We start from the raw sequence: 23740 nt of genomic DNA, 5'->3' as shown, positions 1-23740 counted from the left end.
TCCTTTATCCCGAGAAGTGATTATTTCAATGTCTGCAAGTACTGAACGATATCTTTAATCTGTCCATCATCCAGTTTACCGCCGGCATTTTTGCCGAAAGCTGGCATCTTGTTGCCCGGTTTTTCTTCCTGCGGGTTATGTATCCATTTTTCCATATTCTCAGGAGTATGTTCCAGCACACCTGCAAGCATTTTGCGGTCTGCGAAACCTTTCAGGTTAGGCGCGACCCCGGGTCCGCTGGCGTTGACTGCGTGACAGCTCATGCAGTTTTCTTTGAAAAGCTCTTCGCCTTTGGCCGCTGACGCAGGCACGGTGGCAGGTTTTTTCATATTTTCAACCCAGGCGTTGAAATCCGCTTCGCTTTTGGAAGTGACGACAAAATCCATCAAGGCGTGTGAAGCTCCGCACAGCTCCGCGCACTTGCCTTTGAACGTGTTGATCTCATCCGCTTGCAAATAAAGCGTATTCGTAATTCCCGGATTCGTATCGATCTTACCGCCAAGCGAAGGAACCCAGAATGCGTGGTTAACATCCGCAGATACCACTTCGAAAGCGATCGTTTTATTCGAAGGAATAACCAATTCCTGTGCAGTCGCAATTTGGTAATCGGGATATTCGAACTGCCACCAGAACTGATGCGCGGTTACTTTGACGTGAACGGCATCTTTGTCCTTCGTATGGTCAGCCGAATGCTTGAATGTGTACGATACTGTCGGAACGGCAAGCACCAGGAGCAGCAATATCGGAACGACTGTCCAGATAATTTCGAGAACGTGGTTGCCTTCCACTTGCTTGGGTATGCTGTCGTCGCCTTTACGCTTGCGATAGCGAACCAGAACGTACAAATAAATTGCAAAAACGACAATTACGACAAAAACCATGATAAAGAGACTCAGTTTCATCAAGAAAAGCTGCTCTTCCGCTACCGGACCTTTGGGCTTCAAAGCAGACAGGGTCGGGTCTCCACACCCCGTTAGCAAGAACGTCATTACCGCAAAAAGGGGTATTAGACGCCATAACTTTTTCCATCGACTCATTGTATCAACCCCACTTTTCGAACCAATATTTTTACCACAAAGCCCATGCACATGTCAATCAACCAAATCACACTTTATTAACTATAAATTCGTGAAAAGTTTTTGTCAATCGCTCTGAGGAAGTTCACAAATTGTTCTTAAACGGATTATCGGTGTCAAATTTCTCTCCATGGTTATTTCCATTAACCCCCCGCTTTATGCATGAAGTGTCACAGATTCAGGGAGAATAAAAGCCCTCAAACATCCCATCCTATAAGCATGACAAAGTTGCATAGGGGGTCTGGATCAAATATGTTTGCAAATCAGCTCAGAAACATAGGATTTCCGATTTGTGGAATCATATTCCTGATAACGTTCATCGCCGGATGCGGAGCACAGGACAGACAATACGGCAAAAGCCCGGATCACACCAACTACGGTTCTCCTTCCAAAAGCGCGGTCGAATCCGAGAGAGCATATCAAACCCAGCAGCTGTACGGGCCCGTGACGCACGACAATAAAAAGCTGGAATACAGCCAGTTCCTGTCGAACCAGCTGAATTCTTTGAACGGGGTCAATACTTCCATCGTTATGACGACCGACCAAAATGCCTACGTCGCCCTCATGATCGACAATACGGCTACAGGCACCAAAGGAACCGTTCCGGAAACGGGAAATCAGGGAACTGTCGCGGGCATCTACAATAACATAGCGCGAGATACCGATGCGATCGATTCCAACAGTCTGAACATAGGCGTCAACAATTATGAAACAGCCGTCCATCACGATTTCCTCGCGCACCGGTTCAAACAGCGGATCGCCGAAAAAGTCCGCAAACTGCAGCCTAACGTGCGAGACGTATACATTTCGGCAAACCGCGATTTTTTGAACAAAATGAACAATTATGCCCAGGAAAGCTGGAAGGGCAACTCGCTGCAGCCCTTTTTGCCCGAATTCAACAGGGTAGTAACGAACGTTTTCGGCACCGAACAGGTGCTGCCTAAATAGAGTTTCTTCTATATAAATAGGCGGTCTGGCGCCGGCTCCTGTTTTCATTTGGCGGGCTATCCTGTAGAATGAGGGGTATTCAATAAGTAGGAAAAGGGAGCTGGCCGATAACCATGTCCAATGGATTTGCCTCATTAGAAATTCGCGATAGTCTTGTCAAACAATTAAAAGCTAACGGAGTAGTGGAACCGACGCCCATACAGCGGGAAGCAATCCCCGCATTGATGAGCGGAACCGATGTTATCGCGCAAGCGCAGACCGGTACCGGCAAAACGCTTGCTTTCGTGTTGCCTATGCTGGAAATCGTAAATGTAGATAAGCCGGATGTACAAGCATTGATTTTGACACCGACACGGGAGCTGGCCATTCAGATCACAAGCGAGCTGCAAAAGCTGGCGCCCGTCACCGGTGCGAACGTACTCGCCGCATACGGCGGCCAGGACGTGGAAAGACAGCTCAGAAAGCTTGAGGGAAACATACATATAGTAGTAGGAACGCCGGGAAGACTGCTTGATCATCTTCGCCGCGGATCCCTGCAATTCTATAAGCTGAAAATGCTTGTCCTCGACGAAGCGGATCAAATGCTGCATATGGGCTTTCTGCAGGAGGTTCAGGATATTATCGCTCAAACCTCGACGCATCGCCAAACCCTGCTCTTCTCGGCCACGATGCCGCAGCAGGTGCGGAATTTATCCAAAGCGTATATGCGAAACCCGCAGGAAATTCATATTGAAACCAAACAGATTACACTGAAAGAAATCGAGCAGGTTCTGGTGCAAACGACGGACCGCGGCAAGCAGGACGCTTTGTGCGAAGCCATCGACAAGTACAAACCGTACCTGGCGATGATTTTTTGCCGGACGAAGCGCAGAGCGTCGGCGCTCAACGAAGCTTTGCAGGAGGAAGGCTACGCGTCCGACGAGCTGCACGGGGATTTGTCGCAGGCGAAGCGCGAGCAGGTCATGAAACGGTTCCGCGACGGAAAAGTCGAGCTGCTCGTAGCGACGGACATCGCCGCGCGGGGGTTGGATGTCGAAGGCGTGACGCACGTCTTCAATTATGATGTCCCCCACGATGCGGAAAGCTACATTCACCGGATCGGACGGACGGGACGCGCCGGCCAAACGGGCGTAGCCGTTACTTTTGCTTCCCAGCGGGATATGTTCTATATCGAGCTGATTGAAAAAGGCATCCGCATGCCGCTGCGCAAGCAGGATGCGCCAAGACGGGTCCGTGCCGAGGCAGCGGACGAAGTCAGCCCGGGCAGAGGCTCCGCCCGCAAAGGAGCCGGGCAGCAGCCCGGCGGACGCCGCAGCAGAGGCGCGCAGGACGCGGGCGCGCGGAGAGGACGCGCGGCGGGTAATGCAGCCGCGAAGGGCTGGAGCGAGCCTGCCGGCGCAGCGCGCGATGGCGGCTTCGCAGGGCGCGGAACGCGCGGCGGCGGGGCGGCTGAGAGCACGCGAAGAGGCAGGGCTGAGCGGACAGGCGCGGGGCGCGGACAGCAGCGGGCGGGCAATGCCACTGCGCAGAGCTGGGGCGAGCACGACGGCGCGGCGCGCGATGGCGGCTTCGCGGAACGCGGGACGCGCGGCGGCGGGGCCGCTGAGGGCACGCGAAGAGGCAGGGCTGAGCAGACGGGCGCAGCGCGCGATGGCGGCTTCGCAGCGCGCGGAACGCGCGGCGGCGGGGCGGCCGAGGGCACTCGAAGAGGCAGGGCCGAGCAGACGGGCGCAGGGCGCGATGGCGGCTTCGCAGGGCGCGGAACGCGCGGCGGCGGGGCGGCCGAGGGCACGCGAAGAGGCAGGGCCGAGCAGCAGGGCGCAGGGCGCGATGGCGGCTTCGCGGAGCGCGGAACGCGCGGCGGCGGAGCGGCTGAGAGCTCGCGGAGAGGCAGGGCCGAGCAGCAGGGCGCAGGGCGCGATGGCGGCTTCGCAGGGCGCGGAACGCGCGGCGGCGGGGCGGCCGAGGGCACGCGAAGAGGCAGGGCCGAGCAGCAGGGCGCAGGGCGCGATGGCGGCTTCGCGGAGCGCGGAACGCGCGGCGGCGGAGCGGCTGAGAGCTCGCGGAGAGGCAGGGCCGAGCAGCAGGGCGCAGGGCGCGATGGCGGCTTCGCAGGGCGCGGAACGCGCGGCGGCGGGGCGGCCGAGGGCACGCGAAGAGGCAGGGCCGAGCAGCAGGGCGCAGGGCGCGATGGCGGCTTCGCGGAGCGCGGAACGCGCGGCGGCGGAGCGGCTGAGAGCTCGCGGAGAGGCAGGGCCGAGCAGCAGGGCGCAGGGCGCGATGGCGGCTTCGCAGGGCGCGGAACGCGCGGCGGCGGGGCGGCCGAGGGCACGCGAAGAGGCAGGGCCGAGCAGCAGGGCGCAGGGCGCGATGGCGGCTTCGCGGAGCGCGGAACGCGCGGCGGCGGAGCGGCTGAGAGCTCGCGGAGAGGCAGGGCCGAGCAGCAGGGCGCAGGGCGCGATGGCGGCTTCGCAGGGCGCGGAACGCGCGGCGGCGGGGCGGCCGAGGGCACGCGAAGAGGCAGGGCCGAGCAGCAGGGCGCAGGGCGCGATGGCGGCTTCGCAGGGCGCGGCGGCAGTACCGGCGGCGACGGGTGGAGCAGTTCCAGACGCGCAGCTGAAAGCGGGGCGCGGAGCGCCGGAGGCGGCTCGGGACGCGGAGCGCGCAGCGGCAATGCAGGCGCGGAACGCGCACCCCGGCAGGGAAAAACTCAAGGGCGCGGCGCACAAAATCAACGCGGACGCGGGCACAAATAGGTTTTCCACATTTTCGCCCGCCGACCGGTGTCTTTACCAATAGTCAATTAGGGTGTAAAATATGAGAAAGCGGTTTAATCCGATCCAACAGTCAAAAATCGTTTCATACCGAACCACGCACGTAGAATGCCCTCATATTTGCCAAATAAGGAGGTATGTTCCATGTACGCATTGAAGGAAAGAGAAATGATTTTTGTATTTACGGGTCCCCATGGGGCCGGCCGTAAAACCGTTGCGGAAATGTCCGGGTCGACGCTCGGCATCAAGCAGGTCATTTCGTACACGACAAGACCGCAAAAACCGACGGAAGTGGATGGACAGGATTACCACTTTATTACGGCAGACCAATTTGCCAGTGCGCAGGCGAACCATGAATTCATTGAGATTACAACGATCAACGATTATTTGTATGGCATCAAAAGCGCGGATATCGAACGCATGTTCCAGTCCAGCGGCAGCATTTACCTGATTCTGAACCGGTCCGGCGCCGAGACACTCAAAGCATTGTACGGCGAACATCTGGTGCGGATTTGCATTTATGCCGGCAGAGACACCCTGGAGCAAAGGATGCGGGAGAGCGGCGATTCCGAAGATGCTATTGCAACATATTTGTCCTACTACGAGGATGAGTTGGCTTACCGCGACAAATGCGAGCATAGTTTTGAAAATGTGGATTTGGCGCACACCGTTTTCGACCTGACCAAAACGTTGGACGATTATTTAAACCGCAATTTGCTGGAACTCGATTAAAGGGCAGCCAGTCATTAGTCATAAACAGGCCTGGACGCTTCGTGCGTCCGGGTCTTTTTAAATGCCAATTTTGAAAGGAGCTTTTGCAAGATGAAAATCGTTTCTATAGAACCTACGCCGAGCCCCAACTCCATGAAGCTTAACCTCGACGAATCTCTGCCTGCCGGCGTGCGGATGACTTACACGAAAGACGATAGCGGGCATGCGCCGCAGCCGATCCGCGAGCTGCTGGGCGTCCCGGGCGTCGTCAGCATTTTTCATACGGCGGATTTCGCCGCGGTGGATCGGACGCCGAAGGGCGACTGGCAGTTCATACTGGCCAAAGCCCGCGAGGCATTCGGCGAAGCCGGGCCGTCTGCGGACAGCGGACTGCCTCCGGCTCAAGCCGCCGCTGAGGCGGCTTACGGCGAGGCGCAGGTGCTGGTGCAGACGTTTCGCGGCATCCCGCTCCAAGTGAGGGTTCGGGCCGGCGCGGAAGAATTCCCCCCCGCGATGCCGGAACGCTTCACCGAAGCGGCGGTCCACGCAGGCACGGCATCCCCGAACCTGATCAAGGAGCGGAAGCTCGAAGAGCTCGGCGTGCGCTACGGCGAGCTGAAAGACATCGCGGGCGAAGTCGTCCAGGAGCTGGACGCTTCCTACGACGCCGCCCGCGTCGAGAATCTGGTCTCCCTCGCGATGCGGGAGACCGCCGAAGCGCCCGCGGATGCCGGCGCGGGCGAAACCGACATCGGCGCAGCGGCGGAGCAGCTGCGCCATCCGGACTGGAAGCGGCGCTATGCCGCGCTTCAGCGGATTCAGCCGTCGCTGGAGACGCTGCCGCTGCTCGTCCATGCTCTGCAGGACGAGAACACGTCGATCCGCCGGCTGGCGACGGTCTACCTCGGGGACATCAAGGAGCCCGAGGTGCTGCCCTATCTGTATCGTGCCCTCGGGGACGATACGCCGGCCGTGCGCCGGACAGCAGGCGATACGCTGTCCGACATCGGCGACCCCGCCGCCATGCCGGCCATGGCGAAGGCGCTCAAAGACCGCAACAAGCTGGTGCGTTGGCGGGCGGCGCGCTTTTTATACGAAGTCGGCGACGACTCCGCCATCGAAGCGCTGCGCGAGGCGGCGGACGATCCTGAATTCGAGGTGCGGATGCAGGTCAAGATTGCCCTTGAGCGCATCGAAGGCGGCCACGCGGCGGAGGGCTCAGTATGGCAGCAAATGACGCGCCGCAACGATTGAATCATACTCCACAGATGGTGCAGCTCGGCGGGTAGAGGCAAGGCGCTTGACTTATCAGCCTCATCCGCTCGTTTAATGCTTGCCAATTGCGAAAAGCCTGCAATTGTCAGGCTTTTTCTGCTAAAACGGCTCGATTTCAGGAAAAGCCTGCAATTGTGCAGGAATTTTTGCTCATAATAGGGCCGAGGCCCAGGTTTTTGCGGAAAGCCTGTACTTTTGCAGGAATTCTTCCCAGCTAGCGCATCAACGCTTAATAAGCTGCACTTTTGCAGGCTTTCTCCACGCTGCCAAGCATATGCATCTCCTCTTGCGGATGAGTTATGTACTAGTCTCACTTTATAGGCAAGTAGAATGCATCCCAATTATCTTCATTTTCTGTGGAGTGACGTGTGCAAGCCTCATCCGCTCGTTTAATGCTTGCCAATTGCGAAAAGCCTGCGAAAGTGCAGGCTTTTTCTGCTAAAACGGCTCGATTTCAGGAAATACCTGCAATTGTGCAGGAATTTTTGCTCAAAATAGGGCTGAGGCCCAGGTTTTTGCGGAAAGCCTGCACTTTTGCAGGAATTCTTCCCAGCTAGCGTATCAACGCGTAAAAAGCTGCACTTTTGCAGGCTTTCTCCACGCTGCCAAGCAGATGCCTTTCCTCACGCCAACAAAAAGCACGCCCCCTCCCTCCGGCTTACCGGCATGGCGGGGCGTGCTTTTAATTCATCCCAGCGAGCAAAAAGCTGCACTTTTGCAGGCTTTCTCCGCTTTGCCAAGCAGTTGCCGCTCCTCACGCCAACAAAAAGCACGCCCCCTCCCTCCGGCTTCCCGGTTTGGCGAGGCGTGCTTTTAGCGCTTCAGCATGCTCTTTGCTCCTGGCCTTTTGCTTCAGCATGCTCTTTGCTTCTGGCCTTTTGCTTCAGGCATGCGCTTTCTGCTTCTGCCGTTCCGGCTCGGGCTCCGGCTCCGGTTCGGCTCCTGCCTTCGATGCCGACTTCGGGCGGATTGCGAGAAGCGCGAGTACCGCCGCTGCCAGGCAAGTTCCGGAAATCGTGTAGAACATCACATTCGGCGATATTTTGATCAGCAGCGAAGCGGCCGGCGGGCCGGCGGCGACGCCGATGAAGCGCATCGAGCTGTAGATCGAGGTGATCGTCCCCCGTTCTTTTTTCTCGATGCCTTCGGTAATCATCGCATCCAGGCAGGGCAGCGCCGAGCCGATTCCGATGCCCGCCAGGCTGAGCAGGATGAGCAGCATACTGATGTGGTGCATCATTCCGCACAGCCACACGCTTACGGATAAAAGCGCAATGCCCGAGAATGTAACCCATTTCATGCGCAGTTTATTTTGCCCGATCCATCTGCCTGCCGCAAAAGACGCTATGCAGAGCGCCGCCAGCGGGATCGCCAGCACGCAGCCTTTTAAGACTCCCAGCAAATGAAATTGTTCTTCGAGCAGTTCCGATAAGTAGAAAAGCGTGCCAAAAACAACGAACATGCAGATGCCGCCGATCGCAAAAATCGCATAAAGCCATCTTCCCTTTTGGCGGAAAGTCGACTTTATCGAGCTCCAAAAGCTGGAGAAGCCGGTTTTTTCGACGGTTTCCTGATCTGAGCTTTTGGGCGTTTTAACCAAAAAACCGACGAGCAGCACGGAGATCAGGCAAAACACCGGGATGGCCAAAAATGGCAAGTACCATACAAGCACGGCGAGCGCCGAGCCTAGAATCGGACTCAATACTTTGCCAAGCGTGTTGGACGTTTCGATCATTCCCAGCCCGCTGCTTACATCGCTTTCTTTTTTAAACAGATCGCCTACCAGCGGAAGCACGATCGGCGCAGCGCCGGCCGCGCCCACTCCCTGCATAAACCGTCCGATCAAAATCAGAAGATACGGCTGCTGCATCCACATTGCCGCCAGCCCGGATACTAATCCTCCGATGCCCGTTATGATCAAGCTCGGAATGATCACTTTTTTCCTACCGATTTTATCGGAAATATAGCCGGCAATCGGGATGAGAACAATCGCAATCGCCGAGTAAACGGTAATCATCAGGCTTACCTGCAGTGAAGTCACTCCAAGCTTGGCGCGTATAGCCGGAAGTACTGGGATCAGCATGGAATTCCCCAGCGTCATAATTAGCGGAATGGATGCAATCGAGATCAGGTCCCATTTTTTTCCTTCCTCCAAGAGCGCACACCCGTTCTGTTCCAATGTTGCTGCCCTAAGCCTCTCCGGCAGTCCGGTTGATTGGTCAGCATACCTACTATTCCCTTCGTTCAGGCAGGTCATTCCCGATCATCGGTCAGCGCTCAAACTGCTTGAAGTACAAGATTCGTTCGAGTATAGTCGGATGGGAGCCGCGGAACCACTGCACGAGCGGAGGCTGCGTAACCGGACTCAGGTTCTCTTTGGCGATTTTCTGAAAAGCGCGCACCGCGGCGGCGCCGGCGCCGGTCATCTTCATCGAGTACATGTCCGCCCTGTGTTCGATGACGCGCGAGAACGCATTTTGCGCCGGAGCCGATGCGAAATTCATAAAGGTTGCTATCAAAAGCAAAATCGGCAGCGCGGCAAGGTCGCGTTCTTCGCGGATTCCCCAAAGTGGGCCCCAGCGGCGGACAGCGAACCGATAAGCATGAAAGGCGAGCCAAAACCCGATAAAGCTCAAAACGACGCCAAACAGAATGCCCCAATAGATGTGCTTCTCCGCATAATGCCCCATTTCATGAGCCATGACGGTCAAAATCTCGTCTTTTTGCAGTTTTTGCAAAATCGTATCCCACAGCACGATTCTTGCGTTGCCGCCGATGCCGTTCACATAAGCGTTGATCGCATTCGTGCGCTCCGACATGTTCACTTGATAAACCTGATGGGCCGGAATATCCGATTTGGCTGCCAGGTCCAAAATATCGCGCCTCAGTTCCTGATTTTGCAGCGGCTGAAAATCGTTGTACAGCGGGTCCAGCACAACGGGCTGGATAAAGGTCACAAACAGAATAAGCGGAATCGAAGCGAGCCAAAACCACAGCCACCAACGGTTCGGGCTGCGTCTTATGACCCAGCGGAACAGTCCGACGATGACGAGCGTGCCGAAAGTGTTAATAACAAAATCTTTGGCGTGGTCGCCCCAAAACATCCCGATCGTTTCGTTGGATATGCCGTACGCTTGGTCAACTTTGAGCAAGTAGTAATCAACCGGCACAAACAGCACGTCCATCAGCAGCAAAAACAGTGTCACATAGACGATCGACTGCCAAAAAGGCTTGCGGAACCACCGCTCGGCCGCATTGCGAAAACGTACGGATACGCCCAGCAGCGCGAGCAGCAGCCCCATTTGCAGCGGAGAGGTTAAAAAATACGCCAGCGAATGGATGCGCGACAGCGATTCCGCTTTTGCGATCTCCTGCGCGGTCATAAACGTATGCGGGTCCGCTTCCGTAGCTGCGAGCCCGTTCGGAATGCCGAACAAGTCGCCTTTCAACAAATAGAGGCTTACCGCTAAAGCGTATACTCCGAAAACGATCACAAGCAGCGTGTACATGCGTTTCATAACAGTCCTCCTCCACAAACCGCTAATACTGCTAGTACTGCCTTTATACCGGTACGATTACCGGGCTTAGCGCGGTCTCGCCCAGTTCAAGAATCCGCAGGTCCCCGGAGCCGGCCATTTTCCGGGACCATTCTTTCTCCAGCCGCTCCAACGCTTCTTTTGGCGTATCGTCAGCCAGCTTGAACGTTCCGTAATGCATAGGGATGAATACTTTGGCCTGCACATCGCAAAAAGCTTGTACGGCCTCCTCGGGCGTCATATGAGACACTTGCATGAACCATACGGGATCATATGCCCCGATAGGCATAATAGCGGTATGTATCCGATATCTGGAGCCAATTTCTTTAAAACCGCGGAAATAACCGCTGTCTCCGGCAAAATAAACGGCTTCTTCGCCTGCGCCTTCCTTCTTGATCACCCACCCTCCCCAATGGGAAGAGTTGGTATCCCAAAGCGTTCTGCGCGTCCAATGCTGCGCGGGAACGAAGTGAAACTCCAGGCTCCCGACCTGGGCAAATCCCCACCACGGCAGCTCTAACACCTGTTGGAAGCCTTTGCGTCTGATCATCGGGCCAAGGCCCTCGGGTACGAGTATAGTCGGATTGCCCCTTAACGAGCGGAGAGATGGAATGTCCAAATGATCGTAGTGGGCGTGCGAAATCAGAATTACATCCGCCTGCGGCATATCCTGAACGGATAATCCGGGCTCGGTCAACCGTCTGGCAGTACCCATTCTTTTTGCCCATACGGGGTCCGTGACGATGTTCATGCCTTCTTTTTGAATAAGAAACGTCGAATGTCCGATCCACGTAATCGTTTCTTCCGCACGGTTTTCCTGCAAAAAGCGGGGACTTTTATTCCGGTGCTGCGGAACCTGGTAATCGACGTTCTTCTTCGGCCTGTTCCGCATCCACTTCATCACATCGCGGAAAGAATGATCATTGCTTATATTGTCCATATTTGAAAATTTTCCAGCCATCCGGTTTTGCCTCCCTCTAAGGATATGCTTCTCCCGCCTACCCTAAGTACAACCAGTTTAGCACCATATTCTGCAAGCAGCAAAAAAACCCCCGGCATCGTAGGCGGAGGCCTTTACTTTTTTTCCGCCAGCTGCCGCAGGCGGTTTCGGATTTCAGCCGGAATGGCGGGGCTTTCGAGCTGATTGACTGCGCCGGGATCCGCTCCATGGATATCCAAATAGCGCCAGAGCCGCTCCGCCTTCAACGGGCGGTTCATCAGTTCATAGGCGACGGCCCAAACTTCCGGCGAGCCGACGGCAATCCCTTTCCAGCGATGCGAAGCGACGGTCGGAATGCAGACGACGCCGTCTTTGGCATGAATTTTGAAGCCGCCGATAATTTCGATCGCCTTGCCCTGCGTCTCCACTCTAATCAAATAATCGCTGGCGAAAGGAAAATCGCCGACACGCTGCGGCGCCGCCTTGAACGCCGTCAAGCTCGCGAGCACCTTATCCATGGGAGCGTCCGTCGTCAAGTCCCAGTCGTTCACGGTTTCCGTCAAACCGAGACTATGCATCATCCCGCTCCCGCCTAACGCACAGTCGATCCCCGCGGACTCCAGGGCCGCCGTCACTTGCTCCAGTTCCTCCAATGCGCTTCAACCTTCCGTTTCATATAAATTAATGAGCAGCCAATCCGGGGTAAAATCCCGCGAGAGCAGCCACACTTCCGTAAAATGCCCACGGGGCAGCTTAAGCTTCTCTTTCCTGCGCAGCACGTCGGACATGCCGAAAAATAACGATAAATTGCGTATTAGCAGTGCGCACGGATAATCGTGCGAATAGTCCGCAAACTTCTCAACTTTGCTGCGCACTCTATCGTTGATCGATTGAATAAACCGGTCCGGCACTTCCGTTCCGGGAAGCGTAAGCTCCGAGCGCGCCATCATAAGCCTTGCTTCTTCGGTGTCATAAAAAAGATGCGTCACTTCGAGCCCCTTTTTGTTCAGGCTGGCGTCCTCCAGCAGTGCGTCTGGCTTTTCCTGCTGCTGCAGCAGCCTGAACGGAAGCCGATGATTGAGATTGTACAACTCCACAAATATGTCGATGGCCGTTCGCTCGAGCGCCTTCTTTTCTTCTTCGTGTTTGTTCATAGCTCTCCCTCAAGTTTCCAGGCTTCGTTCCTCGATTGCAGCTTTCCCTTCCTATATTCTATGTTACCACATCCGGTTTCCCCGGAAAAATCCAAAGAAGTCCGCCGCTGCGCGAGCAGCTTCAGACTCCCACTTTATTTTTGCTTAAAAATCCGACCAAATCCCCGGCTGCAAGCGGTCTGCTTATATAATAGCCTTGAATCTCGTCGCATCCAAGCCCATACAACATATCCCATTGGCCCTGCTCCTCTACGCCTTCGGCCACGACCCGCTTCCCGAGACTGTGCGACATCGCAATAATCGCGTTGATGATGGCGCGGTCATGTTCGCTTTCCAGCATATCTTTCACAAAGGAGCGGTCGATTTTGATGGAATGGACGGATAGCCGTTTGAGCAGCGATAAGGAAGAATATCCCGTACCAAAGTCGTCAATGGACAGCTTCACGCCCAAATTCATAATCTCGCTGCAAATGTTCGTCACATTTTCGCTGTCGCTCATTGCCGTGTTCTCGGTAATCTCCAGGCAGAGCAGGCTCGGATCAATGCCCGTTCGATGCAGCGTATCCGTCAGCCGGCGCGAAAAGTTCGGGTCGAGGAACTGCCTGGCCGACAAATTGATGGACATCGAAAACGGCGCAATCCCCGCTTCCAGCCAGCGCTGAAGCTGAAGACATGCGGTATCGAGCACCCAATACCCGATCTCCACAATAATGCCCGACTCTTCGGCTAGCGGAATAAAATCGCCGGGCGGAACAAAACCGATGCCGGGACGATTCCAGCGGATCAGCGCCTCGACCCCCATAACCGCGCCTGTCCGCACGTCGATTTGGGGCTGGTAATGAAGCGAGAACTCGCCTTCCTCCAAACCTTGCCGCACCCCCGAATTGATCAAATATCGCCCCTGTTCCTCGTCATGCAGCTGCGGCTCGTACATCACGAACTGGTTTCTGCCCTGCCGTTTCGCCTGATACATCGCGATATCGGCGAATTGCAGCAGCTCGTCCGGATTCACGCCATGCTCAGGGGACCAGCAAATGCCCATGCTGGACGTAACGTAGAACGCTTTATCCTGATAAGCAAAAGGCATTTTGAAGCCTGCGAGTATTTGATTCGCCCAGCCGTGGATCTGCTCCTTGCCCTTCAATCCGGGAATAATGAGCGCAAATTCGTCCCCGCCCAATCGGAAGATCGTCGCCTGCGGAGGCGCGAGCAGCGACAACTGGTCGGCCACTTTTTTCAACAAATGATCCCCGACAACGTGCCCTTGAGTATCGTTAATTTGCTTAAATCCGTCCAAGTCCAGCAGCATAATGGCAATGGAAGAACGACTGCCCTCGGATAAATGCGATTCCAGCTCGTTGTTGAAATGAGCGCGGTTCATAAGGCCTGTCAGCGTATCGTGGTAAGCGAGATACACGGCCTGCTCTTCGGCCGCCTTGGCTTTCGTAACGTCGAGCAGCACCACATACTGCAGCAGATCGCCCTGCGCCTCAAAATATTTGCTCTCGGCCTTAACGTACTTTTTCGCCCCTTTGCGCGTGACGACGATATAGTCCCCCTGGATCGTTTCTTCCCCGAAACCCGGCTGGTCGAACGAACGCGAGGACTTGTGGGACTGGGGAAAAATGAACTCCTGCGCATGGCGAAGAAGCAATTCCTTCTGCGTGCATTCAAAAAGCAGCGCCGCTTGCGGATTCGCCTCTTTAATAATTCCATCCTGGTCCGTAATGATCATCGTTAACGGCGACATTTCGTACAGAGCCTGATACTTCCGTTCCAGGGAAGGCAGGAAATCATATTTGATCATGGCATATCTGAGGAAAAAAGTGAAGATAATGAGCGCGAAACTGCTTAATGCCGGAAAATTGACGCCGCTTGGCATAACAGCCGGCATTTTAAAGAATATAAACGCTATCGCCCAAACAAACGAAAAAAGGAGGCCAAGCAAAACCGTGCGCATCTGCTTTCGCTTCAAGTTCAAATCGTATTGATTTACGAACCTGAACCCTGCGGTCACGATGACGATGCAAACAACGGCCGTATACAGCGTGCTGCCCAGCATCAATGCTGTTAGGCCTGCACCGGGTTCCTGGTATTTCCAAATGCCGTTCTGGACGAAATGAACCGTTATCCATGGAGGCGGAAAAAACACCAGCGAGGCCGGAACCAACGGGCTGTAGCAGATCGCCGTCATAACCGGCCGCGGAGTCGATTGAAATCCCTCCGTCAGCCTGAAGCAAAAATGCATCGTCAGACACATGATGATGCAAGCCGGAAAATAAAACAGCAGCAGCGCGATTCGGCCCGCGTATTGGATCGGGGCGATGCTGAACAGCAAATTCCCGATGAAAAACAGCATGGTGGCAAGGAAAAAACAGGCCGCGATTTTATTCAGCCCGTTGTACCGGTTTCGCTGATAAATTTCGATCATCATGTAGAGCAACAAGAGAATTGGTACTATGTACAGGAGTATGGACACTAAATAAGCGATCATGAAGCACACCTCATTATCTTGTTAGTCCGTCATAAACGACCAAAAAAAAAGAAACCTTGCTTTAAGGTTCCTTCTCAGCGGCCTAAAGCGGAAACTGGCTGGCATACGATGTGAATCCTTTTCGTGTAGCCCCTATAGCTTTGCGTCCTTGGCTTTCGCCAAGTTTGCCTTTATCTCTTTAAGAAATATTTAAATTTGTGAATGATAGGTCTAAGTTCCTAGTTATTTTATATCACGTATCACCAAATTTCGTCAATAAAATCCTTAATTATGAAATATCTGGTGCTATCGGCTCCTCGGATGGCTGCTTACTTTTCGGCCCCCCCGCCGACAATCCGCCAAAATCCGACAACGGAGGAGCTATGAACGCCCCCTTTTCGTTAAAGGAAAAAGAGGCCTTCCTTAGCCTATTGTCACAAGCTAATCAGAACCTCTTCTTCAAAGCGCCCTCGGCGCTGCAAGCCGGCAGTCAGACCCAGTCAGACCTCTATTTTGCCGAATGGTCAGGCTTGCAGCTCGGCGGCGGGAACGGCTTCGGCCTCTTTTTTCGATAGCACTTCCTTCTTCAGAAACCAGCAGATAACAAAAGCCGCGATCATAAAGCCCAAAGCGATGATAAAAATGCTCTGGAACGAATTCACAAATACCGCTTGAATCTTCGTTACCAGATCGGCGGATATCCCCGCGGGAATTCCCCCTGTCGCGATATGATCCGCCATGCCCGGAGGAAGCTCGCCGGCCAACCCGGCAACGCCGGTTTTGATTTTGTTAGCGAGCAGGCTGCCGAAGACGCTTAATCCGATTGTCGCTCCAAGCGACTGGAACAGCTGAACGGTTCCGAGCGCTACGCCGCTGTTCTCCTTGGCGACGGATTCCTGAACGATCAGGTTATCTCCTCCGAATAAAGCCCCGATACCGAGTCCTAACAGGACAAAGGTAACAATGATGTACAGCGGCGTTGTCGCAGCATGAACCTGAGACAGCAAACCGACGCCGACGATCGGCAGCAAGAAGCAGACGATAAACAAGTTCCGGTACAGAATCCGGGTAATCAGAAATCCGTTCAGGATACTCGAAGGAATCGCCCCGGCCATAAACGCCAGCGTCAAATATCCGGCAGCGGTTGGACTTAGGCCCATCACGTTCTGAGAGAAAAACGGGAACGCCGCTATTCCGCCCATCAATCCAAGCATTACGATAAACACAAGCAGCGACAATACGACCACATTGCGGTTGCGGAACAACGACAGCGGTATAATCGGTTCCGCCGCTCTGGATTCAATCCTTATAAAGAGGGCGATAAACAGGGCCGAAAGCGCAAGCAGCCCTATGATCAGCGGAGATGACCAGGACAAGCCCCGATTGTCGATCAGCACCGGCGCAAGCAGAAGGGAAAGCAGCGCCAGCACGAGCGCAGACGCCCCCATCCAGTCGATGGACCGCTTCTCCTCCCCTTTGGATTCGCGCATTCCTACGAATATCACCGACGCTGCAAGTATCCCGACCGGGATGTTGATCAGGAACACCCAATGCCAATTAAGATGATCCACGAAATAACCGCCCAGCGTCGGTCCCAGCAGTTGTGGAATGATCATCATCGGCCCGAACAGGCTCTGAATTTTGGCGCGCTGCTCCAGCGGGTACGTATCGCCTATAATTACCAATGCCAACGGCATCAGCCCGCCGGCGCCTATTCCTTGGATTCCCCTGCCGATCAGCAGAACGGTCATGCTGTCCGCAAATCCGCAAATGATGGAACCGAGAGAAAACAAAGCCATGCAGCTTAAATAAACGCGTTTGCGCCCGTACAAATCCGCCAGCTTTCCTAAAATGGGCATAAATATGGTCACGGCAAGCATGTATACCCCCGCCACCCAGCCGTAAAGCGACAATCCTTGCAGCTCACGGATGATCGTCGGCATAGCCGTCGATACGACCGTTTCGTCCAGCTCGGCAAAAATAAGCCCGAGAAGCAGGCCGATCAGCACGAGTGATCTGTTATTTTCCTTCATCGTTCAATACCTCTCTTCTATTCCATAACTATTGCCATCATAAGCGCTTTTCAAGCTTGCTGAAACCGGCCGCGGATGCATCGCCGCCTCCATCCCGAGGCGGATTTACGGATAAAAAAACCGTGCTGCAGCCAACGGCGCGTGGATGCGCCGTGGACTGCAACACGGTTTGTATAGAATGCGGGCTTTCGTCAGAGCGGATCAACCTGCACCGCCGCCTGCTTGCCGCTGAGCTGGATGCCCGTCCGCGGGCGCCCGAGCGCTCGCAAATCTTGAAGCAGCGTTTCCAGCAGCGCTTTCGCAGCCGCTCCTTCCTTGCCCTGGATGCGCACGACGAACTGAACGGCATCGCCGGCCCCGAGAATGCGCTCCGCCTGCCGTTTTTTCGTCTCCAGGTCGTGATCCTCGATCTGCGGCGTGAGCCGGATTTCCTTCACCTTCGCCCCCTGCTCCTGTTTGCGCACCTGCTGCTTTTCCTGCAGCGCCTCCTGTTTCGCCTGACCCGCTCCGGCCAGCTTGCACGGCGGAGGGCTGCTCATCAGCGACGTGCAGATCAGATCGACCTTCAGCTTCCTGGCCAGCGCGAGCGCTTCCGTTGTAGGGACCACACCCAGATCCTCTCCGTTAACACCGGTGAGCCACACCTCGGAAGCTTTAATTTTTTCATTTTTGATCATTGTGAATGCCCCTGTTCTTTCGCTATAATGAACCCAGCTAACGTAAAAATCCAAGCCTATGCTTACTAAGAAAGTTGTGCTATGCAAAACTCGAAGCCAATGCTTACGAAGAAAGTTTTGCTGACGCAAAACTCTAAGGAGATGTCCAACCGCTATGAGCCAAAAAGAACTCGAACAACAAATTATCCGCAATTATCAGCGCGATGAGCAGATGATGATTCTCGTATTCGCCCAATGGTGCGTCAACCGCGGCCTTGACCCAGCCGAATTGTACCGTCAGGCCTACCCCGATCAAACGGACAACGTCCTGCTGCAGCAAGCTCTTGAGCTGACCGTCCCCAAGGAAGAAGCCGGCGAAGTGCCGGACGAAACGCTGCTCGGCGTGCTCTCGCTGTTCGGCAACGAAGAACTCGCCTTTGTCGTAACCGGCGAGATCGCCAAAAGGCCCAAAAAAGGCGGCCGCTAGGACAGTGCCCGACGAAACGCTCCTCGGCGTGCTCTCGCTGTTCGGCAACGAAGAACTCGCTTTTGTCGTAACCGGCGAGATCACCAAAAGGCCCAAAGAAGCAGCCGTTAGGACGGTGCCTGACGAAACGCTGCTCAGCGTGCTTATGCGAAATGACGGATTCTATGCAGCTTGAGCGGCTATATGCACAATAGCAACTTCTTCGGGCAAACTCCTGAGACTGACTCCCGGGACCGGACGCGGCATCGGCGATCATACCAATTGGAACGCTCTCGCCAGCAGCTCGCAAGTACGCAGCCTCGTTTCAAAGTGAAACCCTGCCGCCACGACCATCACTTCGTCCACCTGGTAGTCTGCCGCCAAAGCGAGCAGCCGATCCCGCACTTGCGCGGGGTTGCCGATGATCATGCGCTTGCGGTTGTCCCGAATCCGTGTCTGATCCCACTCGGAATACGGAAAAGCGGTCGCTTCCTCCGGCGTCGGGACGCCGTGGAACTGGCCCTTCTCCACGCGCAGAATTTGCAGGTCCAGCGACCGCGCCAGCCACTGCGCCTCCGCTTCCGTCTCGGCGCATACGACGTAGACGCCGACCATCGCCTGCGGCACAACATTCAGCGAGGACGGCCGGAATGCGCTGCGGTAGCTGCGCGTCACCTTCTGTCCGCCCGCTCCGTTGATGAAATGCGCAAAGCAGAACGCCGCGCCTGTCTGCGCCGCATAGATCCCGCTCTGCCCGCTGGAGCCGAGCAGCCACACCTGGGGCATCCGTTCCACCAAAGGGGTGGCGCGGATTCCCTCAAAAGGATGCCCCGGTTCCACCGAATCGGTGAGGAACCGGACCAAATCCGCGACTTGACCCGGGAACCGGTCAAGTCCCTCGAACAGATTCGCGCTGCCGCCCCGCAGCGCGCTGGCCGTATGCGGCGTGCCTCCCGGCGCACGCCCGATCCCTAAGTCGATGCGTCCCGGATAAAGCGCCTCGAGCAAGCGAAAATTCTCAGCGACCTTGTAGGCGCTGTAGTGCGGCAGCAAGACGCCTCCGGAGCCAAGCCGGATGCGGTTCGTACGGGCAGCGAGCGTGGAGATGAACACTTCCGGCGAGGAGCCTGCCAGCCCTTGCGAATTATGGTGCTCCGACACCCAGAACCGGGTGTAGCCCAGCCGGTCGGCAGCCTCGGCAAGCCGAATCGTCTGGCGGATCGCTTCACTATGCGTAGTCCCCGTCGCAACCGGAGAGTGGTCCAATACACTAAGCTTGAGCATCTCGTACCCCCTACTTTTCCCATCGCCCCAAGGCGATACCTCGATTATACCAGCCGCACCCGCAAAAAGTTGCGCCCCTCCCTCACACGGAACGATGAAAGTGGCCGACCGACCGCCGTCATGCAGCGCAGCACCGCGCGCAAACTCATAAAAGGGTCTGCAGCAACAAAAGTTTCTGGCCCCCACGGTTGTGCTTTCACAGCTGGCACTCCACCGCTGGGCCTCCACCGTTATTTGCATGAAAACCTTGTCTTCCAACGGTCCGACAAGCAGATTTCGTTCTGTAAGCCACGGTTACATGATGCTACCATAAGTTTAACTGCGGGCTAGTCGCCCGTTGGGTGCTCCCTAAGACGACGCAGCGATCTGAGCAGCAGTGGTGCTGCCCCTTCCTTCATGGCGGTCTCCCCTTCCGACTCCAAAACCTGCAAAAGTGCAGGCTTTTTCACCGGAAACGGGGCGTTTAGTGGAAAAACCTGCAATTGTGCAGGAATTTCCCATCAAACCAGGGCCAATCTCGATAATTAGCGAAAAAAACTGCAGATTTGCAGGAATTATTCCCAGCCAGAGCATCAACGAGCAAAAAGATGCACTTTTGCAGGTTTTCGGCGCGTGGCCGGTGATTTTTAGCGAGTAAGCTGTTCGGCGGTCAGCGGCAAGCAACGCCACGGCGGGCAGTTGTCGTCGACCACCGGACCGTACCGCCACGGCGGGCAACTGTCGTCGACCACCATCCCGAACCGCCACGGCGGGAAGCTGTCGTCGACCACCGGACCTCAACGCCACGACGGGCATCTGTCGTCGACCACCGGACCGCAACGCCTTCGACGGGCATCTGTCGTCGACCACCATCCCGAACCGCCACGGCGCCTCCGCACCGCTCCCGCCGCTTCGGGGCGCCTTCAGCGCCGCAAAAAAAGACGCCTCATCCCCACTTGCATCGTGGTGTTGGAGGCGTCTTGTCGCATCGTCCGGGACCGGCTCACTTGCTGATACCTTTATGGAAACAGCCCGATAGGTCCCCCCGCTCTTATTTCAATTCGGTAATAAGCCGATCCACTTCGCCTGTCGGCGTGTCGATCGATTCATATACTTTGACACTGACATTGTTTTCATTTTGATCCGTCGTGATGTTCGTAAAGAACAGCTTCTGATCGCCGCTCACGAGGCGGCCGGTTCCTGTCAGCGGGAACGACTGCGTGCCCAGGCTGCTGCCGCTGCCGTCAACAAGCTCGAATTTCAGCTTGGAGAAGTCTTTGCCGACCAGCACGTTCGAATCTTGTTCGATGCCCAGCGACAGCCACAAGCGGTACGTGAATTTGTTCGCTGATCCGACGGCCCATGTTTGCGTTAAGGAAGAACCCTTGATATCCACAGTATATGGATACAGACCGATTTTATGACTGTCCTCGTTGCCTTGCGCCGTAACTTTGTAAGACGCGATCGTCGATTTGTAAGTCGGCGCAGTGCCGCCGTCGGCAGCTCCTGTAACCACGTCCTGCAGCTTCATCGCGAACGTGTCGCTCGTCTCTGAAGCCGGGAGCACGAAAGCATAGCTGACGACGACGGAGCTTCCGGGCGCTACGCTTTGCTGCGCATCTTTTTGTCTCTCGCCTGCGTAATCGTAGCCGGTCGGGCTCGTAATTTCGGTTTGGAAAGCGGGAACCGGAACAGGACTTTGCCCTTTGTTGTTTAATTTAAACTTGGCGATAGCAAGCTTGTTGCCCTGATCATGGTTATCCGCCACATGAAGCTCAACCAGCGAAACGTTAAGATCTTGATTGATGACGGAGTTCCACTTTTCAAAAGCAATCGGATCGCCGTATTTGTAGCTGGCAGCCGCCGGCTTGCCGCCTGGCAGTTGAATGTTCAGCTTGCCTACGCTAAAGCTCGACGTTGTCGTTTTGCCTGAAGCGTCTGCTTGCGTAAAAGTTTCCGGGGTCAGCACGTTGAGGCTTTCCAGCACGGTATCCATCTCCGCATTGATGGCGAAGTGGATATATTTTTTCTCGCCCGGCTCCAATGTTACACCGCTTGCTTCTACTTGCTTGCCTGTGTATACGTTCGTTTTGCTTTTGCCGTCCAGTTGCAAGGCAGGTACCGTTTCCGTCTGCTCGGACGGATTCTCCACCAACAGCTTGACCAAATAAGCGGCCCCTTGATTGGTGTTGCTTCTGCTGATGTCGACAGGCTTGTATGTCAAAGCCGATTCAAGAGTAGGAATGGCAAAAGTATCTCCCCATGCCTTGATCAAGGCTGTATCCTGAAACGTAGAGCGGCTGCCGTTCCAGGACGTTGCGCCTACTGGTACAGTGAACAGCGTCGTCTCCTGCTTCGGATACACGTCGTAGTTGACGTCAACCAGTGACAAATCGGTCAGGCTGACTTCCGTTTGGCGGTTGATGACCTTCATATAGGTCAATTCCACCTCGGAGTTCGGCTGCACGCCATGAGCGTTGCCGCTGCTCGGACGCAGCGTATACACAGTGCCGTCGCTCGTTGCAAGGCGCAGCTCGTGGTCGGGAATACGCACGGTTTGATCGCTCGTATTGTTGACGCGGATTACCGCGCCAAGGCGCACGCCCGAGGATGTTTTTTCGTTGAAAACTCCTTCTACGGAAACATGCAGGCTGCTGTTCAAATCATATGCGGCTAATGGCGCTGCGACTGCTGCGGAAGCCGTACCGTCAGCCAGGGCGGGCAGCCCGGATATGAGCAGGGAGGAGGACAAAAGTACAGTCATCGCAACTTGTTTGAATTGGATTTTCATCGGTAAGATTCCTTCCTTCTTTAAGCTGTTTTACATTTCGACCATAACATGATGTTGAGCTTCAGAGCCTTCTTGCTGCGCCGCCTTCTCCTTTTTCTTCTGTCTCAGGAACAGGACCAGCACGATGGAAAGAAAGGCAGGAATGGCAGATATGACAAGCGTATCGGTAATCGCTCTGGTCAGAGCTTCTTTGGACACCAGGGAATACAGGACGCCGATCACGCCGCTGGTTGCAGAGCCCGTATCGGTGCCAAGCTCCAAGTAACGGTGCACGACATTGCTTTGGAAATCCGCGTATGCCGGTGAATTGGAAGAAATAAGTTCATTGAATTTTGTCCCGTACTGTGTGGATTTGTTGCTCATAATGCTTGTTAGCACCGCGATGCCGAGTGATGCCATAACGTTCCGAACGACGTTGGAGACGGAAGACGCTCTGCCGATCATATGGTTCGGCAATGTATTCATCCCTGCGGAAGACAACGGCATCATGCATAAGCCGATTCCGATACCGCGAATAATTAGCAGGCCGCTGATCCAGTGCATGGACGTTTGCTGGGAAAGCACGTGCAGTTCCAGCGTACTGAACCCGATAATCGCCAGCCCGACTACGCCGAGCGGAACGATGCCGTACTTGGTCACCAATCTGCCGGCAATCGGCATCATGAACGCCATCGCAATCGATTGCGGCATCATGACGAGCCCTGTCTGCATCGGCGTCAGACCCGATACGCTTTGCATGAAAATCGGCATCAAATAAATGCCGCCCTGCATCGAAATCATGACGAAGCTGGACGCTGCCGTACTAAGGGAAAAAACGGAGTTTTTGAACAGCCGGAAATCCATGATCGGATTTTCTTTGCCCAGCTCCACCCAGATGAGCAGCACAAAACTGAAAAACGAAATAAAGAACAAGCCGACAATATAAAAGGAAGTCCATCCGTCCGTCTGGCCGTCGGTTAAAGCGAGCAGCAGCGTACCGAAGACGATCATCGATAAAATACTGCCCGTAAAATCAAACTTGAGCCCTGTCCGTCTCGGCGTCTCCTGTAAAATAATAAAACCCAGAGCCACCGCCAGAATGCCGATCGGAACGTTGATGTAAAACAAGTAGCGCCAGCTGAAGTTGTCGACCAAATATCCGCTGAGCGTAGGCCCCATCGCGGGCGCCGCCATGGCGGCGATTCCCCAGATGCCCATCGCTACCTGGATTTTGCTGCGGGGCATGATCTGATACAGCATCGCCATCCCGACTGGCATGATGAAGCCTCCGCCCAAGCCTTGAATGATCCTGAAAACGATGAGGCTCGTATCGCTCCAGGCCACACCGCATAAAATAGATCCGATAATAAAGGCAACGACCGTCGACAAAAACGTCGTCTTATAGCCGAACCGGTCGGATAAAAAACCGCCCATCGGCACAACGACCGCCGAGGCCAGCATGTACCCGGTAACGACCCATTCGATGTCCGTTTGCGAGGAGCCGAATACGGCCATCAGCTTGGGCAATGCAACGTTCATCAAACTGTTGTCGAGAATGGCAAGGAACGTGCCCAAAATCAATACCATCAAGGCAAGCCACTGGTATCCCGTGATCTTATCTTCCACTTGCCCTTCAGTTGCAGGGGTCGCTGTTGCTGACATGCT

General features: G+C 55.2%; 18 protein-coding genes, 1 pseudogene and 1 riboswitch. Of the genes and pseudogenes, 7 read left to right on the top strand and 12 right to left on the bottom strand.

Translation table 11 applies throughout. The annotated features are described in order from the left end of the window. Nucleotides 1-20: 20 nt before the first annotated feature. Nucleotides 21-1037, bottom strand: a complete 1017-nt coding sequence (gene coxB, locus AC0LWT_RS14835; protein ID WP_474682036.1) for a cytochrome c oxidase subunit II — start codon at nucleotides 1035-1037, stop codon at nucleotides 21-23. A 291-nt stretch (nucleotides 1038-1328) separates the two neighbouring features. On the opposite strand from coxB, the gene AC0LWT_RS14830 reads away from it, so the two are divergent. The 4 genes from AC0LWT_RS14830 (at nucleotide 1329) to AC0LWT_RS14815 (ending at nucleotide 6763) form a co-directional block, all read left to right on the top strand. After that, nucleotides 1329-2024, top strand: coding sequence for a YhcN/YlaJ family sporulation lipoprotein (locus tag AC0LWT_RS14830; protein ID WP_474682035.1), 696 nt, complete (start codon nucleotides 1329-1331; stop codon nucleotides 2022-2024). A 113-nt stretch (nucleotides 2025-2137) separates the two neighbouring features. Continuing rightward, nucleotides 2138-4780 carry a DEAD/DEAH box helicase gene (locus AC0LWT_RS14825; RefSeq protein ID WP_474682034.1) on the top strand — a complete coding sequence of 881 codons (2643 nt, stop codon included), beginning with the start codon at nucleotides 2138-2140 and terminating at the stop codon, nucleotides 4778-4780. Between the two features lie 162 nt (nucleotides 4781-4942). Further along, nucleotides 4943-5530 carry a guanylate kinase gene (locus AC0LWT_RS14820; protein ID WP_474682033.1) on the top strand — a complete coding sequence of 196 codons (588 nt, stop codon included), beginning with the start codon at nucleotides 4943-4945 and terminating at the stop codon, nucleotides 5528-5530. A gap of 90 nt (nucleotides 5531-5620) precedes the next feature. After that, a complete protein-coding gene (locus AC0LWT_RS14815) occupies nucleotides 5621-6763 on the top strand; it encodes a virulence factor (protein ID WP_474682032.1) in 1143 nt (380 codons plus the stop codon). A 904-nt stretch (nucleotides 6764-7667) separates the two neighbouring features. Here the strand turns inward: AC0LWT_RS14815 and bcbE are convergent. From bcbE to infC, 8 genes are all read right to left on the bottom strand, one after another. Continuing rightward, nucleotides 7668-8939, bottom strand: a complete 1272-nt coding sequence (gene bcbE / locus AC0LWT_RS14810) for a bacillibactin exporter BcbE (protein WP_474682031.1) — start codon at nucleotides 8937-8939, stop codon at nucleotides 7668-7670. Nucleotides 8940-9054: 115 nt separating this feature from the next. Further along, nucleotides 9055-10302, bottom strand: coding sequence for a M48 family metallopeptidase (locus AC0LWT_RS14805; RefSeq protein ID WP_474682030.1), 1248 nt, complete (start codon nucleotides 10300-10302; stop codon nucleotides 9055-9057). 43 nt (nucleotides 10303-10345) lie between these two features. After that, entirely contained in the window at nucleotides 10346-11281 is a 936-nt protein-coding gene (locus AC0LWT_RS14800; RefSeq protein WP_474682029.1) for an MBL fold metallo-hydrolase, read from the bottom strand. 113 nt (nucleotides 11282-11394) lie between these two features. Then, entirely contained in the window at nucleotides 11395-11913 is a 519-nt protein-coding gene (locus AC0LWT_RS14795) for a hypothetical protein (RefSeq protein ID WP_474682028.1), read from the bottom strand. Nucleotides 11914-11919: 6 nt separating this feature from the next. Further along, nucleotides 11920-12414, bottom strand: coding sequence for a hypothetical protein (locus tag AC0LWT_RS14790; protein ID WP_474682027.1), 495 nt, complete (start codon nucleotides 12412-12414; stop codon nucleotides 11920-11922). Between the two features lie 121 nt (nucleotides 12415-12535). After that, complete coding sequence (locus tag AC0LWT_RS14785; protein WP_474682026.1) at nucleotides 12536-14908, bottom strand: EAL domain-containing protein; 2373 nt, start codon at nucleotides 14906-14908, stop codon at nucleotides 12536-12538. A gap of 86 nt (nucleotides 14909-14994) precedes the next feature. Further along, nucleotides 14995-15087: riboswitch (cyclic di-GMP riboswitch) on the bottom strand. 324 nt (nucleotides 15088-15411) lie between these two features. Next, a complete protein-coding gene (locus AC0LWT_RS14780) occupies nucleotides 15412-16920 on the bottom strand; it encodes an MDR family MFS transporter (protein ID WP_474682025.1) in 1509 nt (502 codons plus the stop codon). 191 nt (nucleotides 16921-17111) lie between these two features. Then, the gene (gene infC, locus AC0LWT_RS14775) at nucleotides 17112-17597 is read right to left on the bottom strand and encodes a translation initiation factor IF-3 (RefSeq protein ID WP_474682024.1); all 486 of its coding nucleotides are present in this window, start codon (nucleotides 17595-17597) and stop codon (nucleotides 17112-17114) included. A gap of 154 nt (nucleotides 17598-17751) precedes the next feature. On the opposite strand from infC, the gene AC0LWT_RS14770 reads away from it, so the two are divergent. Continuing rightward, on the top strand, nucleotides 17752-18063 hold the full coding sequence (locus AC0LWT_RS14770; protein ID WP_474682023.1) for a hypothetical protein: 312 nt from the start codon (nucleotides 17752-17754) through the stop codon (nucleotides 18061-18063). Between the two features lies 1 nt (nucleotide 18064). Then, nucleotides 18065-18160, top strand: a pseudogene (locus AC0LWT_RS38965) (hypothetical protein); the annotation flags it as partial. Between the two features lie 155 nt (nucleotides 18161-18315). On the opposite strand, the gene AC0LWT_RS14760 reads toward AC0LWT_RS38965, so the two are convergent. Continuing rightward, nucleotides 18316-19326: an LLM class flavin-dependent oxidoreductase gene (locus AC0LWT_RS14760; protein WP_474682021.1), complete on the bottom strand. Its 1011-nt coding sequence runs from the start codon at nucleotides 19324-19326 to the stop codon at nucleotides 18316-18318. Nucleotides 19327-19792: 466 nt separating this feature from the next. Here AC0LWT_RS14760 and AC0LWT_RS14755 point away from each other — a divergent pair, with 466 nt between their 5' ends. Further along, a complete protein-coding gene (locus AC0LWT_RS14755; RefSeq protein WP_474682020.1) occupies nucleotides 19793-19963 on the top strand; it encodes a hypothetical protein in 171 nt (56 codons plus the stop codon). A 393-nt stretch (nucleotides 19964-20356) separates the two neighbouring features. Here AC0LWT_RS14755 and AC0LWT_RS14750 read toward each other — a convergent pair whose 3' ends face one another. Then, on the bottom strand, nucleotides 20357-22096 hold the full coding sequence (locus AC0LWT_RS14750; protein ID WP_474682019.1) for a hypothetical protein: 1740 nt from the start codon (nucleotides 22094-22096) through the stop codon (nucleotides 20357-20359). A gap of 30 nt (nucleotides 22097-22126) precedes the next feature. Then, nucleotides 22127-23737: a DHA2 family efflux MFS transporter permease subunit gene (locus AC0LWT_RS14745; protein ID WP_474682018.1), complete on the bottom strand. Its 1611-nt coding sequence runs from the start codon at nucleotides 23735-23737 to the stop codon at nucleotides 22127-22129. Nucleotides 23738-23740: the final 3 nt, after the last annotated feature.

This window comes from Paenibacillus sp. sgz302164 (genome assembly GCF_056120505.1).
The sequence above is the reverse complement of the archived record's forward strand: the minus strand, read 5'-3'. Positions and strand labels throughout refer to the sequence as shown.